The sequence below is a fragment of the Selenomonas oralis genome (genome assembly GCF_051603425.1).
Lineage (GTDB): Bacteria > Bacillota > Negativicutes > Selenomonadales > Selenomonadaceae > Selenomonas > Selenomonas sputigena_A.
Genome location: NZ_CP194411.1, coordinates 2092360 through 2107174, shown reverse-complemented (window position 1 = coordinate 2107174; position 14815 = coordinate 2092360). Strand labels below are relative to the sequence as shown.

General features: G+C 50.7%; 15 protein-coding genes and 1 tRNA gene. 1 reads left to right on the top strand and 15 read right to left on the bottom strand.

Annotated features, from left to right (window positions below; all coding sequences use genetic code 11):
* Nucleotides 1-33: 33 nt before the first annotated feature.
* The 14 genes from ACRTGH_RS10030 to ybaK form a co-directional block, all read right to left on the bottom strand.
* The gene (locus ACRTGH_RS10030) at nucleotides 34-603 is read right to left on the bottom strand and encodes a hypothetical protein (RefSeq protein WP_368846173.1); all 570 of its coding nucleotides are present in this window, start codon (nucleotides 601-603) and stop codon (nucleotides 34-36) included.
* Nucleotides 603-1049, bottom strand: a complete 447-nt coding sequence (locus ACRTGH_RS10025) for a hypothetical protein (RefSeq protein ID WP_368846174.1) — start codon at nucleotides 1047-1049, stop codon at nucleotides 603-605. Before ACRTGH_RS10025 ends, ACRTGH_RS10030 begins: the two co-directional genes overlap by 1 nt.
* Nucleotides 1050-1140: 91 nt before the next feature.
* Nucleotides 1141-1560: a hypothetical protein gene (locus ACRTGH_RS10020; RefSeq protein ID WP_368846175.1), complete on the bottom strand. Its 420-nt coding sequence runs from the start codon at nucleotides 1558-1560 to the stop codon at nucleotides 1141-1143.
* Nucleotides 1550-2149, bottom strand: a complete 600-nt coding sequence (locus ACRTGH_RS10015; RefSeq protein ID WP_368846176.1) for a helix-hairpin-helix domain-containing protein — start codon at nucleotides 2147-2149, stop codon at nucleotides 1550-1552. Before ACRTGH_RS10015 ends, ACRTGH_RS10020 begins: the two co-directional genes overlap by 11 nt.
* Before the next feature lie 283 nt (nucleotides 2150-2432).
* Nucleotides 2433-2517: transfer RNA gene (locus ACRTGH_RS10010), tRNA-Leu, on the bottom strand.
* 155 nt (nucleotides 2518-2672) lie between these two features.
* Nucleotides 2673-2999, bottom strand: a complete 327-nt coding sequence (locus ACRTGH_RS10005) for a DUF1292 domain-containing protein (protein ID WP_368846177.1) — start codon at nucleotides 2997-2999, stop codon at nucleotides 2673-2675.
* A 40-nt stretch (nucleotides 3000-3039) separates the two neighbouring features.
* Entirely contained in the window at nucleotides 3040-3468 is a 429-nt protein-coding gene (ruvX, locus tag ACRTGH_RS10000; RefSeq protein WP_368846178.1) for a Holliday junction resolvase RuvX, read from the bottom strand.
* Nucleotides 3465-3728 (bottom strand): IreB family regulatory phosphoprotein, encoded by a 264-nt coding sequence (locus tag ACRTGH_RS09995; protein ID WP_368846179.1) that lies wholly within the window; start codon nucleotides 3726-3728, stop codon nucleotides 3465-3467. Before ACRTGH_RS09995 ends, ruvX begins: the two co-directional genes overlap by 4 nt.
* Nucleotides 3729-3764: 36 nt before the next feature.
* Nucleotides 3765-4799 (bottom strand): aspartate-semialdehyde dehydrogenase, encoded by a 1035-nt coding sequence (locus tag ACRTGH_RS09990; protein WP_368846180.1) that lies wholly within the window; start codon nucleotides 4797-4799, stop codon nucleotides 3765-3767.
* A gap of 51 nt (nucleotides 4800-4850) precedes the next feature.
* Nucleotides 4851-5642: a 4-hydroxy-tetrahydrodipicolinate reductase gene (dapB, locus tag ACRTGH_RS09985; protein ID WP_368846181.1), complete on the bottom strand. Its 792-nt coding sequence runs from the start codon at nucleotides 5640-5642 to the stop codon at nucleotides 4851-4853.
* A 385-nt stretch (nucleotides 5643-6027) separates the two neighbouring features.
* A complete protein-coding gene (gene recG, locus ACRTGH_RS09980) occupies nucleotides 6028-8091 on the bottom strand; it encodes an ATP-dependent DNA helicase RecG (RefSeq protein ID WP_368846182.1) in 2064 nt (687 codons plus the stop codon).
* Nucleotides 8092-8177: 86 nt separating this feature from the next.
* Complete coding sequence (gene pckA, locus ACRTGH_RS09975) at nucleotides 8178-9782, bottom strand: phosphoenolpyruvate carboxykinase (ATP) (protein ID WP_368846183.1); 1605 nt, start codon at nucleotides 9780-9782, stop codon at nucleotides 8178-8180.
* Nucleotides 9783-9911: 129 nt separating this feature from the next.
* The gene (gene thrC / locus ACRTGH_RS09970; protein ID WP_438474875.1) at nucleotides 9912-11399 is read right to left on the bottom strand and encodes a threonine synthase; all 1488 of its coding nucleotides are present in this window, start codon (nucleotides 11397-11399) and stop codon (nucleotides 9912-9914) included.
* A gap of 512 nt (nucleotides 11400-11911) precedes the next feature.
* Nucleotides 11912-12442 carry a Cys-tRNA(Pro) deacylase gene (gene ybaK, locus ACRTGH_RS09965; RefSeq protein WP_438474291.1) on the bottom strand — a complete coding sequence of 177 codons (531 nt, stop codon included), beginning with the start codon at nucleotides 12440-12442 and terminating at the stop codon, nucleotides 11912-11914.
* An 81-nt stretch (nucleotides 12443-12523) separates the two neighbouring features.
* Between ybaK and nadE the strand changes: the two genes are divergently transcribed.
* A complete protein-coding gene (gene nadE / locus ACRTGH_RS09960) occupies nucleotides 12524-14428 on the top strand; it encodes an NAD(+) synthase (RefSeq protein ID WP_368846185.1) in 1905 nt (634 codons plus the stop codon).
* A gap of 115 nt (nucleotides 14429-14543) precedes the next feature.
* Here nadE and ACRTGH_RS09955 read toward each other — a convergent pair whose 3' ends face one another.
* Nucleotides 14544-14795: a cell division protein ZapA gene (locus ACRTGH_RS09955; RefSeq protein ID WP_368846186.1), complete on the bottom strand. Its 252-nt coding sequence runs from the start codon at nucleotides 14793-14795 to the stop codon at nucleotides 14544-14546.
* Between the last annotated feature and the right edge of the window lie 20 nt (nucleotides 14796-14815).

The window sequence follows — 14815 nt, the reverse complement described above, 5'->3', positions numbered from 1 at the left end:
ACCACGCCTCTCAGCTTCCTTGTTGTCGTCCTATTACTCTGCAACTCTCCCGCTAATGTACGAGACTGTACCATTTTTCATCGCAAAGCGCAATAGACAGTTTCTTCCATTCGCAGAGACGAATTTGTATTCATAGAGAAGATAGCCATCATACTCCATAATCATATCTGCCTTACCATAGGCCGCCAATACGTCTTGAACACTATTTCCCTCGCCAATCCCGCGTCCCGTTTTGACCATTGCATTTTTAGAAACGAATGCTGTGACAATATTTCCAGACATGACCACTTCCATATTCGGATACTGGTAACGAGGATCGCTATAGCTGCCTTCGTAAGAAATCCTTGATTCTCTTCCCAACATAGAATAAACCCTGTTTTTTGTATCGCCAATAGCGATTCCGCCCAGAGACATTTCTACAGATGAACTTTGTGGGCTATTTTTCTTGTTCGGCATAGTATCCGTCGTTGCATTATGCGAGTTCTGGTTAGCATAATCCCAAGCCATATAATTCACAATATCGGTGATGATATTATGCGGCGCATCTCTTCCAAGTGATGCATTGGCTTCGGTGCTGATATCTTTTGCAACAGCAAAGAACATCACCTTGTCCTCTCCATCGCAGAAAGGAAACGAACTGACTCAATCTCAGTTGCCGTCGTTCCTGATAAGAGAACGCCTCGTACGAGTCCCGTGTCCGGTTCATAAGATACAGTTAATGAAGAATTTATATTTAAAGGAGCTTCATAAACGTTCGCATGAGTCCCTTCATAAATATGTCTTTTGGTTAACCGTAAATCCAATTCATATTCGTCCGCAATTTTATTAAATCTTTGGCGAAATTCCTCTTCAGTGATCCCGATATTGTAAATATTCTCAACTTTCTTTTCCGTTTTTTCTTCATGCGTTTTGACCTTAACGGGTTCTTCACGGACATCAGACGACACCGCATCTCTTCCCACATGCGATGCCAAATAAGCCACTCCTGCCCCTATAAGAACGCCAACAAAAACAGCAAGCAGTATCGCATATTTCTTCTGCCTATCCATATCTGCCTCGTCCCATCTTAAATGTCATCCCTCTCATGATTTTATGTGGTATCTTCACACATCAGCGCTTCCCTATATGATTCAATCGCACCTAATCATACACATTGATCACAATCCTAGTGATAATTCCCCTTTTCACCGTGAACGACATGCTGTTCGCCGCGTTTACATTATAGGTATACACCGTTACCATCTCGTCTACCTTGTGTCTGTAGACTTGCATTTCCTTCTCAGGAAGTTTCGGCGCCATGCGCTTTTCTATCTTCACTTCATCTGCTGTGCCGTAAACCTCGGACAGAATCGATTCCGGCATACCGACACTCACACCGTCCACGGTGCTCGCCGTCCCCTTCTGATTCGTCTCGATCATGTACACCGTATATCTTCCGTCGCTACCCCAGTCGATTAAACTCACATCAACTCCGTCATACATATAGATGAGCAGCAAACCGTTCGTACGATACTTTGTCTGCCCCAAGACGGAAATGACTTTTCCCAGCCTACAATGCAATCTTATCCTTCATCTTCTCATACTTCGCATCGCCAATCCCCTTGACGCGCTTGATTTCCTCGGGCGCCTGGAAAGCGCCGTTTTCCGTGCGGTACTCGATAATCCGTTTCGCCATGGCGGGGCCGATTCCGGGCAGCTTATCGAGATCCTTTTCATCAGCTATATTGATGTTGATTCTGCCATCCGGCATGACCGCGCTCGCTCCGCCTCTTGTCCCGCCGGCCTGCAGCGCCGTTTCTCCCTGTGGCACTCCGGCAGGAGGCAGAATTTTTTCCGGTACTTTTACCTGCATACCATCCTTGAGCTTCTGCGCGAGATTCACGCCGTTCGCATCCGCCGTGGGCAAAAAGCCGCCGCAGGCATCGACGGCGTCCTTCGCGCGCGCTCCCTCTGCGAGCCGCACGATGCCCGGCCGATTGACCGCGCCCGAAACATAGACGACGATTTCCTGCGTCTCCATGCCCACGACATCGCCCGCATCGAGCGACACAGCCTCTTCCTGGGTATGGTAGCCATAAAAAACAGCGCCGCCCGCCGCCAATGCGACAAGCGCCAAAAGAACAAGCATGGATTTCTTGAACATCGGCATAGCGCTCGCCTCCCCGTGCATCACCCAAAACCTTTATATTGAATATTCTACAAATTTTGGATTTTTCCTGCCTTTAGAGAAACACGGATAAAATGAAGTCCGTCAGATTGATGCAAGTTTTTCGTCCGATCAGGGAGGCGAACCGGATGCGCAGCAAGCTATGCGAAGGATTTTCCGACGCAGAGTGTGCGAAAAAATGCGCCAAGATAACGATGCTGAATTTATCAGCGATTTCTCTCCTAAAAGAAAAAGCCCAGATATACCGGACTTCACGTTATTCACTTGGTGCGGACGAGAGGAATCGAACCTCCATGCCTTGCGGCACTGGATCCTAAGTCCAGCGCGTCTGCCAGTTCCGCCACGTCCGCATCTCCGCCTCAGCGATTCCTTTATTCTAGCATGATGAGCCAATGCTGTCAAACACTGCCAGTCAAAGAAACCGCCTGCGCCGTCCTCCTACCGCAGCCAAGCTTCATGACAAAGCAAAGGAGCCGGCATATCCGTTGCCGACTCCTCTATTTTTTCAGTCTTCTTCTTCCTCGTCCATAAGCTCATCGTAGGCTTGCTGCACAGCATCAAATTCCTCATCCGTAGGCTCGACGTACTCTTCCTCACCGTCCTCATCCACAACGATCTTGGCAATGAGCACATCCTCGTCATGCTCGCCGCAGCCACAGCCGCAGCTATGCGTATGCTCTTCCTCCTCATCATGGATTCCAACAAGAAGCGCGAACTTGTCATCACCGACCGGGATGATCATTTCCTGCCGGTAATAATAGCTGTTTCCCTCTTCATCTGTCATCTCAACAACAACATCCTCTTCCAGCCAATCCTTTTCCTTATCTTTCATAACTTCCGCCTCATTTCTTTACGCTCGCGCCGAATCTTTATCAACCGCGCATTCCCATATTGTCCAAATAACCCTGCAGGATGAAAACAGCAGCCATCTTATCTATGACCTTGCGTCTCTTGGCACGGCTCACATCAGCCGCAATCAAGGAGCGCTCCGCAGCTACTGTCGACAGTCTCTCGTCCCAAAAAACAACCTTGCTGCCAGTGATTTTTTCCTGCAGTCTCGCAGCAAAATCGCGCACAATATCGCAGCGCTCTCCCTGTGTACCATTCATGTTTTTTGGGAAACCGATGACAAAAGCATCAGTCTCATAGAGCCTCATAAGCTCCGCGAGCCTAGCAAAATCCTTATCCCATGACTTGCGTCGTATCGTCTCAACTCCCTGCGCTGTAATTCCAAGCGCATCACTCACAGCAACGCCGATCGTGCGGTCGCCGACATCCAGTGCGAGAACACGTTTCGTCACGCCTTCTGCCCCCTGTGCGCCTCTACATAGAAATGCACAAGCTCTTCAAGAAGCTCATCGCGTTCCAAGGAGCGCACCTTGCTGCGCGCCTCCTTGTAGCTCGTCACATAGGCCGGATCGCCGGAAAGAAGGTATCCAACGAGTTGGTTAATGGGATTGTATCCCTTCTCTTCCATCGCTCCACAAACATCGCGGATAATGGTTTCAGCCTTGTTTTCCTCTGTACCGAAGCGGAACATCATCGTTTCATCGCTGACCATCTTTTGCTTTCCCTCCTCGCATCAAGCTGCCTGTCCTTATCGAAGCATATCATGTTTCATCATGTATTCTGCAATCTGCAGTGCATTCAGCGCCGCTCCTTTGCGAATCTGGTCACCGCAAACCCAAAGATTCAAGCCATGCTCCACCGACTCATCGCGGCGGATGCGCCCGACTTCCACATCGTCCTTGCCCGAGGTGAAGAGCGGCATGGGATACGCCTGCTCATCCGGATTGTCGTTAAGCCTTGCGCCGGGGAAAGCGTCAATCGCACTGCGCGCCGCTTCGACCGTGACCTCTTGCGCAAACTCGATATTGACCGACTCCGCATGGCTGCGGTAAACCGGAACGCGAATCGTCGTTGCCGTCACACGCAGATCAGGCTCAGAAAGAATCTTGCGCGTTTCGTCGATCATCTTCATTTCCTCTTTTGTATAGAGATTGTCCTTGAATACATCAATTTGCGGAATCAAATTGAAAGCAATCTGGTAGTGCTTCTTGAGTGATGCTCCCGGCAGAATATTCGCTGTCACGGGCTTGTCCGCCACAATATCGGCCACCTGCTGCTCAAGTTCCGCCATAGCTTCCTTGCCGCCTCCTGAAACCGCCTGGTACGTTGAAACAACCACACGCTTGATAGGCGCAAGATCGCGCAAAGGCTTCAATGCCATAACCATGATGATCGTCGAACAGTTCGGATTTGCAATAATTCCCTTGTGTCCCTTCAATGCCTCCGGGTTGACCTCGGGTACTACAAGCGGCACCTCGGGATCCATGCGAAACGTGCTCGAATTATCAATAACGACAGCTCCGGCCTTCACTGCTGCCGGGGCAAACGTCTTGCTCGCACTGCCGCCTGCAAAAAGGGCGATATCTATACCTTCAAAAGAATCCGCCCGTGTTTCCTGAACCGTATAGCTCTTGCCCATAAATTCGATTTTCTTGCCTGCCGAACGCGAGGATGCCAACAGCCGAAGCTCGGCAAACGGGAAACTGCGCTCTTCGATCAGGTTCAAAAACTCCTGACCTACAGCACCCGTCGCGCCCATGATCGCTACATTATATTTTTTCACGCTAACAACTCCTGTCGTGATTCTTTCTTGCCCCATAGAGCAAACCTGATGTCAGTCCAGCAACTTCTCAAGTCCGATGACAAGCCCCGAAAGCGCACGTACCTTTTTGCAGGCCAGAACAACTCCCGGCATGAACGACTCGCGGTTGATGGAATCATGGCGTATGGTCAAAGTCTGTCCCAAACCGCCGAAAATAACTTCCTGATGCGCGACATAGCCGGGAAGTCTTACGCTATGGATACGCATACCGTCAATTTCCGCACCGCGTGCACCAGGAAGTTTTTCCGTTTCCTCAGGATGCCCCTGTCGAACAGCCCCGCGTACCTCACGAATCATCTCGGCTGTTTGAAGCGCTGTGCCGGACGGCGCATCAAGCTTCTTGTCATGATGCAGTTCAATGATTTCAACCTGCGGCATGTATTTCGCGGCCTGACGGCTCATAAGCATCATGAGAACGGCGCCAATGGCGAAATTCGGCGCAAGAAAAACCGGTGTCGTTTTTTCCAATGCCATTTGATGGAGTTTTTCTTTATCATCCGCAGACATGCCCGTCGTGCCAATGACAGGGGAAACCCCATGTTCTACAGCCATCACCGCATTTCTGTATACCGTATCGGGGCGTGTGAAATCCACCATGACCTCGGGTTTCTTTTCTTTCAGCTCCGCCAAAAGATCCGTGCCCACCAGCACGCCGCTTTTGCCGCAGCCAGCCATCTCACCCGCATCCATGCCGCCATGGATATCGACCGCACCGACAAGCTCAAGCTCACCGTCCTCCAATACCGCCTTGACGACAGCCTGCCCCATACGACCGCAGGCACCACTGACCAATACCCTTATCAAGATATGCGCCCCCTTCAAGAGAGACTTGCAGGCAAATGCCCACAGGCTCTGACGTGAGTATATTGTATATGAAGCAGACAGAAAAAGTCAATAGAAACTCCCCTGACAGTATGTATCAAGATATTCTCTGATACATACTGTCATCCTTAAAGTATCTGCCTTCAATGTATGTCCATATTTCGTCTTTAAATAAAGCATTTTGGATAACGATTTACTACCCCAGTTCACCGGTACACTTCCCGAAATCCGCCCACACCCTACATCTTCTTGCGCCGAACGCTTCCCCAGAGTCCGCCACACGGATCCCCAAGACTCCTGCCTGACTTTGATAAGCAGTGTTTTTACACCAACGAAGCTTTTCACAAAACCCCATCCATATATACACTCAAACTTCGGTGATTTTTTGAAAAACCTCTTTGTACTCAAGCTGCAAAATAGCTGCGACATCTTCACGGGACTTCTTGTCCTCCATCGTCTCAAGCGCCGCCCGCCGCGCTTGGAGCAGGATATCCACATCCCGAAGTGCATCGGCCATCTTGAGATCGGGCAAGCCGTGCTGCATCGACCCGAAGAATTGGCCGGGACCGCGCAGTTTCAAATCCTCCTCCGCAAGCACGAATCCATCGGCAACGGACTGCATGAGAGCAAGCCTCTGGCGGGCAATCTCCGTACGCGCCGCTGAAACGAGAATGCAATAGGAGCGATATGTCCCCCTGCCGATGCGGCCGCGCAGCTGATGCAGCTGGGCAAGCCCAAAACGTTCAGCATTCTCGATGACCATGATGCTGGCATTCGGCACATCGACGCCGACTTCTATAACCGTCGTTGTGACAAGAAGATCCAGCTCGCCTGCCTGAAATGCTTCCATAACCGTTTCTTTCTCTTTGCTTGTAAGTCTGCCATGAAGAAGCCCGCAGCGCTTGTCTTGAAATATACCGCTGCGAAGCTCCTCATAGACCTCTTCCGCAGACGGCAAATCGATTTCATCATTGTGCTCGATAAGCGGGCAAACCACATAGGCTTGCCGACCTTTGGCAATTTCTCCCAAAACAAACCGATAAATCAACATGCGCCTATCGGGTGTGCGCACGAAAGTCTGCACCGGAATACGTCCCGGGGGCAAATGCTCTATGCGCGAAACATCGAGATCGCCATATACGGTCAGCGTCATCGTGCGAGGAATCGGCGTCGCTGTCATCACAAGCATATCGGGGACACGATCCGCCCGCTTTTCCAGCACCGCACGCTGCTCAACCCCGAAGCGGTGTTGTTCGTCCGTCACCACAAGCCCCAGCGCGGCAAAAACTACAGATTCCTGCAGCAAGGCATGCGTACCGATAACAATATCTGTTTCATGCGACTTGATTGTTTCATAAGCTGCCTCGCGTTCTTTTTTCGTGAGCCTCCCTGTCAGGAGCAGGAGCCGAACTCCCAACACATTGAGCAGCTTGCTGAACTTCTCGAAATGTTGTCGTGCAAGGATTTCTGTCGGCGCCAAGAATGCTCCCTGAAAGCCATTCTCTACGGTCTTCACAAGAGCCAGCAAGGCGATGACCGTCTTTCCCGACCCGACATCCCCCTGTACGAGACGGCGCATCGGCACTTCCGTTTCCATATCCTGCGACACGTCTCTCCATACGCTCTTTTGATCCGATGTCAATTCAAAAGGCAGAGCAGCAAAGGTTTCCTTCAGCAATCGGCTGAAGCCAAGATGGCGCACACCTTTTTCCTTTTCGCGGCTTTCACGTCGAAGCAAAAGAAGGCCGCATTGGATCAGGTAGAGTTCTTCAAAAATCAATCTTTCCCGTGCGGACTGCAGAGCCTCGGGCGATTCCGGAAAATGCACCTGACGATAAGCTTCTCCTCGCTCCAAAAGACGATAGCGCTGGCAAATGGTTTCGGGCAAAATCTCTTTTATCTGTGGCTGCCCTTGGAAAAGTGTCTGGAAAATACTGCGGAAAAATTTTTGGCTGAGCTGCCCCGTTGCCGCATACACAGGCAATATCCCCAAGAGATCTGTTTCCTTTGCCCCTTTGTCCAGCAAAGAAAAATCCTTCACTTGGCTCATCTGAAGCTTTCCCCATCCGCCATAGGCATATTCGATCTTACCAACAGCAAATAGCCTCATCCCCGCCTTTAGCTTAGGCTTAAGAAATTTTTGATTGAACCATACGATCTCAAGCATACCGGTGCCGTCGTCGATATCAGCACGCAGGATATGAAGCCCACGTCCCGTCCCCTTTTCAGCCGTGCGGCGGAGAATACCCGAAACGGCCTGCTGCTCACCCACAACCAGCTCTGCAATCGGGGTCAAAAGCCGTCTATCCTCATAAGAGCGCGGATAATAGGTCAGAAGATCATATACCGTAAGAAGCCCGATCTGTTTCAATGCTTCGTATCGCTTTGGCCCGATCCCCCGCAGCTCGGAAAGACGTTCCTTCAGCTCCATAAGCCATCCCCCGTTCAAAGACATGACCCAAATAAAAAAGGCTTCGCCGCTTGAAACCTGAAGCAGCGAAGCCCTGAAAAACAATCTTAAAGTTGTGGTCCGGCCGCAACAAGAGCCTTGCCTTCGGCATCGCTCTCGTACTTCTTGAAGTTCTTGATGAAGCGTCCGGCGAGATCCTGCGCTTTCTTCTCCCATTCAGCCGCATCTGCGTAAGTGTCACGCGGGTCAAGAATCTTCGTTTCAACGCCTTCGAGTTCTGTCGGAATATCGAACCCAAAGTATTTGCGCTTCTTCGTCGGCGCCTTGTTGATCGAACCGTTGAGAATCGCATCGATGATGCCGCGTGTATCCTTGATGGAAATCCGTTTGCCCGTTCCATTCCAGCCCGTATTCACAAGATATGCCTTGGCGCCGCTTTCGTTCACTCTTTTCACAAGCTCCTGCGCATACTTCGTCGGCGGCAGTTCAAGGAAAGCCTGTCCGAAACAAGCCGAGAAAGTCGGCGTCGGTTCCGTAATTCCTCGCTCCGTACCGGCAAGCTTCGCCGTAAAGCCCGAGAGGAAATAGTACTCCATCTGCTCCGGTGTCAGAATAGCAACCGGAGGCAGCACGCCAAAGGCATCTGCCGAGAGGAAAATAACCGCTTTCGCTGGCGGAGCGGATGAAATCGGACGGACAATATTCTTGATGTGATCGATCGGATAGGAAACACGCGTATTCTCCGTCACAGACTTGTCAGCAAAATCAATCTTGCCGTTCTCATCTACTGTGACATTTTCGAGGAGTGCATCCCGTCGAATGGCATTGTAAATATCCGGCTCGGAATCCTTGTCCAGGTTGATGACCTTCGCATAGCAGCCACCCTCAAAGTTGAACACGCCGTTGTCATCCCAGCCATGCTCGTCATCACCAATCAGAAGCCGTTTCGGATCTGTCGAGAGCGTCGTCTTGCCCGTACCGGACAGGCCGAAGAAGATCGCCGTGTTCTCGCCTTTAAGATCGGTATTGGCCGAGCAGTGCATCGCAGCAATGCCCTTCAACGGCAAATAGTAGTTCATCATCGAGAATATGCCCTTCTTCATCTCGCCGCCGTACCATGTGTTGATGATGACCTGTTCACGGCTCGTGATATTGAAGGCGACCGCCGTTTCGGAATGGAGGTCAAGTTCCTTGTAGTTTTCCACCTTTGCCTTCGAGGCATTGTAGACAACAAAATCAGGCTCAAAATTCTCAAGCTCTTCCGGCGTCGGCAGAATGAACATGTTGCTGACAAAATGCGCCTGCCAGGCGACCTCGACAATGAAGCGCACGGCCATGCGCGTATTCTTGTTCGCCCCGCAGAAAGCATCGACAACAAAAAGGCGCTTGCCGGAAAGTTCCTTCTTCGCTATTTTTTTGAGTTCTTCCCACCCATCCTGGCTGAGCGGATGATTATCGTTCGGGTAGGCTTCGGAAGTCCACCAGACCGTATCCTTGGAATTATCGTCCATAACGATATACTTATCCTTGGGGGAGCGGCCTGTAAATATACCGGTCATGACATTTACTGCATCAAGTTCTGTCAGCTTTCCCTTCTCATAGCCCGTCAAATCAGATTTCATTTCCTCTTCAAAAAGCTGCGCGTAGGATGGATTGTGAACAATCTCCTTCACATCGGTAATGCCGTACTTGGTCAAATCGAGTTTTGCCATGTTGCTCTACCTCTTTCATAAATATTCACTGAGATATTGTTTTGAACGTGCTCCATACTTTATTTCTTCTCGCTCTTATAGGGAAATCCTGCTGATTTTCAATTTTTTTTTATAAGATTTCATCTTTTCTTATCTCACCGCAAATTTTTGAACAACCTCACGCATCTCATCTTTCCTGCACGAGTCCTTATGCAAAATCTCTGCCTTGCGCAAGTTTGCCAACCCCTTGGGAATGGAGCTTTCATTCAACGACGCCAGCTGCTCGAGCAAAGCAAACTTATCGGCTTCTTCGCACTCCATGCCCAAAGCCTCCAGCACGCTTTCGCTGAACTTATACGGGCTTGCTGTAGACACGACAACAAGCGGTCTCATATCCCCCGTTTCTCTGCGATAAGATTCGGCTGCACGATAGGCTACGGCAGAATGGGGATCGAGTATATAATGCTCCTTTTCATAGACTTCACGGATCGTTTCTTTTGTCTCCGCATCATTTGCCCAATCCGCCCAAAACGTCTGTCCGATCATCTTGCATACAGACGCACCGATATCGTATCTGCCCTCTTGCACGAGACGTGTCATCCATGCCTTGACCTGTTCGGCATCCCCCGTCTCATGATAAAGCAGACGTTCAAGATTGCTTGAGATCAGGATATCCATTGACGGCGATATCGTCTTGTGAAAATCACGTTTCCTGTCATAAATGCCCGTCTGCAAGAAATCTGTCAGGACGTTGTTGCTGTTCGAGGCACAGATGAGTTTATGTACGGGCAGGCCCATACGTTTGGCATAATAACCTGCAAGAATATCGCCAAAGTTCCCTGTCGGTACACAGAAATTGATTTCGTCGCCCGCCTTGACCGCACCTTTTTCCAAAAGATCGGCATAAGCGCTGAAATAATAAACAATCTGAGGTACAAGACGCCCCCAGTTAATGGAATTTGCGGAGGAAAGCTTGACATTTTGCGCCAGAAGCTTTTCATTGAAGGTTTTATCGTTGAAAATTTCCTTCACACCATTCTGCGCATCGTCGAAATTCCCCTCGACTGCAGCAACGGCAACATTCTTCCCCTTCTGTGTGCACATCTGAAGCCATTGGATCTTTGAAACCCCGCCGGACGGATAAAATACAAGAATCCGGATTTGCCCGACATCAGCAAAGCCCTCAAGAGCGGCCTTTCCGGTATCGCCAGAAGTCGCAACAAGTATGAGAATTTCCGCTTTCTCCCCCGTCTTTTTTAGAGCTGTCTGCAAAAGCTGCGGCAGAAGCTGCAAAGCCATATCCTTGAAAGCACTCGTCGGTCCATGCCAAAGTTCAAGAACAGGAAAATCCGCGAGGAATTCCATCGGCACAATGCATACACTGTCAAAGCGATCATTGCCATAAGCACGGGAAATGCAGCCAGAAAGTTCCTCCTCTGTATAATCCGTCAAGAAAAGCTGTAAGATGCGCTTCGCCCGCTCTTCATAGGGAAGCTCCCTAAAAGAAGATATAAAATCCATATCGACCCGGGGAATCGCCTCGGGGACGAAGAGTCCGCCGTCTGCCGCCAAGCCCTGAATAATGGCCTGCGCCGATTCCACTTTCGTTCCATCGCCTCTTGTGCTGCTGTATTTCAAGTCCTTCACTCCATTCGCATCTCGTTTCTTGCTTTCCGAGCCTTCTTATACTACACGCACAAACGTCCACTTCGTAGACATTGTGCGCCGCCCCCGCCAATCGGTCTGCGCCTTCGGCTTGACCTCTTGGGGTTTCATGGTAAACTTGGTGGACATATGTTCAGCCGAGCAGCTCTGATGCTGCACAAGTCCGAGATTCCTGTCGCTCTTTTATTAAAAAACTGAATCTTAGCGATCTGCTGTACATATGTCCACCCGCCTTACAGAAACCCGGGGAAGCGCTGATAAATTCAGCCCGCCATCTCAGCGCATCTTTTCCGCTCGCTCTGCGTCGACAAATCCTCCGCATAGCCCCGCTATGCGTCCGGTTTGTCTTCTTGATCGAACGAAAAATCTACCCCCACCTGACGGACTTCATTTTATCAGCACTTCCCCCGCCAATCGGTCTGCGCCTTCGGCTTGACCTCTTGGGGTTTCATGGTAAAATAAAATAAATATGTGGCTCGGCTGCCTTAACGTGTCAAAGCAACGGATACCGCGTGGACGGCACGCACCAAATCAGAGGGTGCGAGCAAAATCTGTTCGCCGCGTTTTCCTGCGCTGATGGCAATCCTGTCCCATTCCATGGCGGACGCATCAAGAAATACAGGGTACTCCTTCTTTGCACCCAAAGGCGAACAGCCGCCGCGCATATACCCGGTCAACCCCAGGACTTCCTTCAACGGCACCATTTCGATCCTTTTGTTTCCCGAAGCGGCTGCCAAAGCTTTCAGATCAAGCGTTGCCTCGCCGGGAATGCACGCCATGACGACCCCTTTCTTATCGCCGCGGCAAACGAGCGTCTTAAAGACCTGCCGCACCGGCATATTCAGCTGCTCCGCCGCATGGACAGCACTGAGATCGTCCAGATCCACAGGAAACTCCCGCAGTTCATAAGCAATCGCAAGCCCATCCAGAATCCGGGCCGCATTTGTTTTTTTCGTCCCTTTCATTCGTTCCATCGCCCCTTGCCCGAGGTTTTCAGTATCATAACATAGCAGCATATCCACAGCCCCTCGGGACAGCTCCATTATACCATAGGTTTTCTTGGAAGCCTATTCCTTTACCGGAAAGAGGTGCTCAAATTGCTGAAAATCGCATCCGCGCAAATGGAAATCCATCCCGGCCATCCCTCAACGAATACCAATACAATGCTCCATTTCATTAAAGAAGCGAAAAACGCCCATGCTGACATCATCCTTTTCCCCGAAATGGCGATTCCCGGCTATCTGCTCGGCGATACTTGGGAACAGGACGCTTTTTTACGGGATTGCGAGGCCTGCGCCGCCGACATCATAGCCGCTTCAGATGACATTGCTATTATCTTCGGCAACGTCGCCGTGGATTGGCGTAAAAAAAACAACGACGGCCGCCCCAGGAAATACAACGCCTGCTTTCTTGCAAATAAGGGGAAGCTGCTGCATCCCGAAGCCATGCCCTATCCATTCGTCATCAAGACACTCATGCCCAACTACCGTGAATTCGACGATACACGCCATTTCTTCAGCCTGCAGAAGCTTGCGCGGGAACTCGGCACAACCCCCGCCAGCCTGATCTCTCCCGTGTCCTTGAAAATCAACGGCCGCCGTTGGAACATCGGCTGCCTGCTCTGCGAAGATGGCTGGAGCGACAATTATGAAATGAATCCAATGAAGCTCCTGCGTGAAGCAGGCAATATTGATTTTTATGTCAACATCTCATCCTCCCCTTATACCTTGGGCAAAAACGAAAAACGGCACCGTGTTTTTGGCGCAGAAGCAAAAGCTGCCCAGGCTCCGGTTTTCTATGTGAACAATGTCGGCCTGCAGGACAATGGAAAAACGGTCTATACCTTCGACGGCTCAAGCGCTGTCTATAATTCGGCAGGCGTCTGTGTCGCTGCGGCAAAACCTTATGAGGAGAAGCTGACGATGCTTGACTTCAGCGAAATCTCCGCCTTGCCTCCCGTTATACACGAAAGTTCTTCGGAAATCTCCCAAATCTATGAGGCGCTTTCCTATGGCATCAGGAAATTTCTCTCGAAAATCCGTATGGAAAAAGTCGTAATCGGTGCTTCAGGCGGCATTGATTCCGCCGTTGCCGCCGCGCTCTACACAAGCGTCCTTGGAGCCGAGAATGTTCTTCTTGTCAATATGCCGAGCCGCTTCAACTCCGAAACAACGAAGGGGCTCGCACACGAGCTCGCCCAAAATCTTGGCTGCTATTACGCCACGTTTCCTATCCAGGAATCCGTAGAGCATACGATGGCACAAATCAAAGACACGCCCATCGAGCTTCTGAAGACCGGCAAAAAAATACAGCTTGCCGTTTCTTCCTTTACAGCGGAAAACATTCAGGCACGCGACCGCAGCTCACGCATCCTGGCAGCGATTGCCGCAGCCTTCGGCGGAGGGTTCTCCTGCAACGCGAACAAAGCCGAAACGAGCGTCGGCTACTCGACACTCTACGGGGATCAGGCAGGCTTCCTCGCCGCCTTAGCCGATCTGTGGAAATATCAGGTCTACAATCTCGCCCGCTATATGAACGAAACAGTTTTTGGACGCGAAGTCGTGCCGCAGGCGACAATCAATCTCGTGCCCAGTGCCGAGCTTTCCAGTGCACAAAATGTAGACGAAGGCAAAGGCGATCCTCTTATCTATCCCTACCACGATTTCCTCTTCCGCGCCTTTATCGAACGTTGGGAAAAGGCCACGCCGGAAGATATCCTGCAATGGTATGTCGAAGGCACGCTTGAGCAGCGAATCGGATGTGAAAAAGGCCTTGTGCGCCTGCACTTCAAGACTGCCAAAGCTTTTATCGCCGACCTTGAGCGTTGGTGGAACCTCTTTTGCGGCATGGCCGTCGCCAAGCGCATACAAGCGCCCCCCATCCTCGCCGTCAGCCGCCGCGCCTACGGATTTGACCATCGCGAATCACAAAACGGAGCCTACTATACGAGAGCCTATGAGAATCTCAAAGAGAAACTTCTGGAAGGAGCAGCTCACCTATGACGCCTCCGGCGTCTGCCTTCTCCCCAAAACAACCGCCTTCTTTTTCCAATACAGCACGCAAACAAAAAAGCCTACCTCAATCGGAAGGCTTTTTTGTTTGCGTGCTGTATTTCGCTCAGCCATTCGGTTCTTCCAGCAAGGCGAGCAATTCATCGTAATCCTTTTTCAGCTTGAAGTATTCATCGGCAATCTGGAGTGCTGCAAGCACACCGATTTTGTTGCCGGAAAAGCTGCGGGTTTTCGTCGCGACATCGCGCATCTTGTCGTCAACCATTTTGGCGAGCGTTCGCACATAATCAGCACCCGCATCGCTTCGGAGCGGATACGTTTCGCCGAAAATCTCGACAACTACTTTCTTCTTTTCCATCGTCTCACCCGCTTTTCCTT

Coding starts and splice junctions, on each gene's coding strand:
- ACRTGH_RS10030 (WP_368846173.1), bottom strand. CDS start 603: ATGTTCTTTGCTGTTGCAAAAGATATCAGCACCGAAGCCAATGCATCA.
- ACRTGH_RS10025 (WP_368846174.1), bottom strand. CDS start 1,049: ATGGATAGGCAGAAGAAATATGCGATACTGCTTGCTGTTTTTGTTGGC.
- ACRTGH_RS10015 (WP_368846176.1), bottom strand. CDS start 2,149: ATGCCGATGTTCAAGAAATCCATGCTTGTTCTTTTGGCGCTTGTCGCA.
- ACRTGH_RS10005 (WP_368846177.1), bottom strand. CDS start 2,999: ATGAAAGATAAGGAAAAGGATTGGCTGGAAGAGGATGTTGTTGTTGAG.
- ACRTGH_RS09995 (WP_368846179.1), bottom strand. CDS start 3,728: ATGGTCAGCGATGAAACGATGATGTTCCGCTTCGGTACAGAGGAAAAC.
- recG (WP_368846182.1), bottom strand. CDS start 8,091: ATGGAGCTGAAGGAACGTCTTTCCGAGCTGCGGGGGATCGGGCCAAAG.
- pckA (WP_368846183.1), bottom strand. CDS start 9,782: ATGGCAAAACTCGATTTGACCAAGTACGGCATTACCGATGTGAAGGAG.
- ybaK (WP_438474291.1), bottom strand. CDS start 12,442: ATGCTGCTATGTTATGATACTGAAAACCTCGGGCAAGGGGCGATGGAA.
- ACRTGH_RS09955 (WP_368846186.1), bottom strand. CDS start 14,795: ATGGAAAAGAAGAAAGTAGTTGTCGAGATTTTCGGCGAAACGTATCCG.